We start from the raw sequence: 2,105 nt of genomic DNA on the forward strand, positions 1-2,105 counted from the left end.
CCCCAAACTAGAACGCGTTATAGTCTGCCCCACGTGTTCCGAGCGGCCGGGGGACCGGCGTGGGAGGGTGACAGCAATGGTGCGGACCTGGGACGAGGCGGCGGACGTGCTGGTCGTCGGGTACGGCGGGGCGGGGGTCGCGGCGGCGCTCGCGGCGCGGGAGGCCGGGGCGGGGGTGTTGGCGATCGATCGGTTCGCTGGTGGGGGTGCGACCGCGCTGTCCGGGGGCATCATCTACGCCGGGGGCGGGACGTGGGTGCAGCGGGCGGCCGGGGTCGTCGATGACGTCGATGCCATGTACGCGTACCTGCGTGCCGAGGTCGGCGACGCGGTGGGCGAGGCGACGCTGCGCCGGTTCTGCGAGGAGTCACCGGCGATGATCGACTGGCTGACCGAGCACGGTGTGCCCTTCGAGGCGTCACTGTGCCCGTACAAGACCTCGTATCCGACCGACAACCACTACCTGTACTACTCGGGCAGCGAAATCGCCGGTGGTTTCCGGGAATTGGCCGCTCCGGCGCAGCGCGGGCATCGCGCCCACGGGCCGGGCGTCTCGGGCAAGAAGGTGTTCGCGCCGCTGGCCGCGTCGGCCGCGGCACATGGCGTGGACGTGCGAACCGCCACCAGGGCAACGCGATTCGTCGAGGAGGACGGGCGCGTCGTCGGTGTGGAGGCCGTGACGCTCGCGCACGCACCCCGCGCGGTGCGGCGGCAGTTCGCGGCGCTGGCGCGGATCTCGGCGAAACCCGGTGTGTACCACCCGGGTTTGCGACGCATGGTGCAGCGCCGTCTCGACCGCATCGAACAGCGCTACGGCACCGTGACGCGGCTGCGCGCCGATTCCGCCGTCATCATGGCCACCGGTGGTTTCATCGCCGACGGCGAGATGGTACGACGGCACGCACCCGAGTATCCCTGGGCCTCCGGTCTGCCACTGGGCACGGCGGCCGACGACGGCAGCGGCATCCGCATGGCGCAGGAACTCGGTGCCGCCACCGACAAGATGGGCACCATCTCGACCTGGCGGTTCATCGCGCCGTCCAGCGCCTTCTTCAGCGCGCTCGCGGTGGACGTCAACGGTGAACGCATGATCGACGAGTCCCGCTACGGCGCGGCGCTCGGCGGTGCCATCGTCACCCGGCCCGGCCAGCGGGCGTGGCTGGTGCTCGACGCCGACCTGCTCGCCGAGGCCCGCGGGCAGCTCGCCACGCAGTCGGTGTGGTTCCAGCGCATGCAGGCCGAACGACTGCTGCGGTTCGGCCGGATCACCGGCGGTTCGCTCGAGGAGATCGCCGCGCGGGCCGGTATCGACCCGACTGGGCTGCGGCGCACCGTGGACGCGCACAATGCCGCCATCGCCGCCGACCGCCCCGATCCGATGGGCAAGCCTGCCGATATCCGCCGCCCGATCCAGCGGGGGCCGTTCACACTGCTGGACATCTCGATCCGTGCGGCGCTCACCTATCCGACGCCGATGCTCACCCTGGGCGGCGTCCGCGTCGACGAATCCACCGGCGCGGTGCTCACCGACACCGGCGCACCCGTCCCGGGGCTGTTCGCCGCGGGCCGCGCCGCCGTCGGCGTCTGCTCGAACGGCTACGTCAGCGGACTGTCGATCGCGGACTGCGTCTTCTCCGGCCGCCGCGCGGGCATGCACGCCGCGCGGGCGGTCGATGTGCGGCCGGACGGGTCAGCGAAGACCTAACTCGGTGAGCAGATCGGTGGAGCGGTGGTCAGCGCGGCAGCCGTCGGCGAGTACCGCCACGCTGACGGAGTTCTTCAGCCGGAGCGGAAGGATCGCCTGGTAGGCCGGGGAGTTGTACCACTGCACGGCCCGGTCGTACTCCGGGAATTCGAGGATGACGATGAAAGCCTCCTCCGGGCCCTCCGTGGCCTGCTGACGGCCGCCGTGCACCAGAAAGCGGCCGCCGAAGGGGGCGAGGGTTTCGTCGATCCGCTCGAGGTACTCGACGATGTCGGCATTGAGGTCCAGGTCGTGAATGTGGGCGACGGCGTAGGCGGTCATGGCGGGCTCCTGGAGGAGATTTCAGTTACCGCACCCGATAATTCCCGGTGCGGGCCGCGAAGGCGATTACCCGCCGGGT

At 70.9% G+C, this 2,105-nt stretch carries 2 protein-coding genes; one reads left to right on the forward strand and one right to left on the reverse strand.

What is annotated here, in order from left to right; genetic code table 11:
• Window positions 1-76: 76 nt before the first annotated feature.
• A complete protein-coding gene (locus QK444_RS35815) occupies window positions 77-1,705 on the forward strand; it encodes an FAD-binding protein (protein WP_282786487.1) in 1,629 nt (542 codons plus the stop codon).
• Here QK444_RS35815 and QK444_RS35820 read toward each other — a convergent pair.
• Window positions 1,691-2,026 (reverse strand): DUF1330 domain-containing protein, encoded by a 336-nt coding sequence (locus QK444_RS35820; RefSeq protein WP_282786489.1) that lies wholly within the window; start codon window positions 2,024-2,026, stop codon window positions 1,691-1,693. The genes QK444_RS35815 and QK444_RS35820 overlap by 15 nt on opposite strands.
• Window positions 2,027-2,105 lie beyond the last annotated feature (79 nt).

This window comes from Nocardia sp. CC201C, assembly GCF_030010695.1.
GTDB lineage: Bacteria > Actinomycetota > Actinomycetes > Mycobacteriales > Mycobacteriaceae > Nocardia > Nocardia otitidiscaviarum.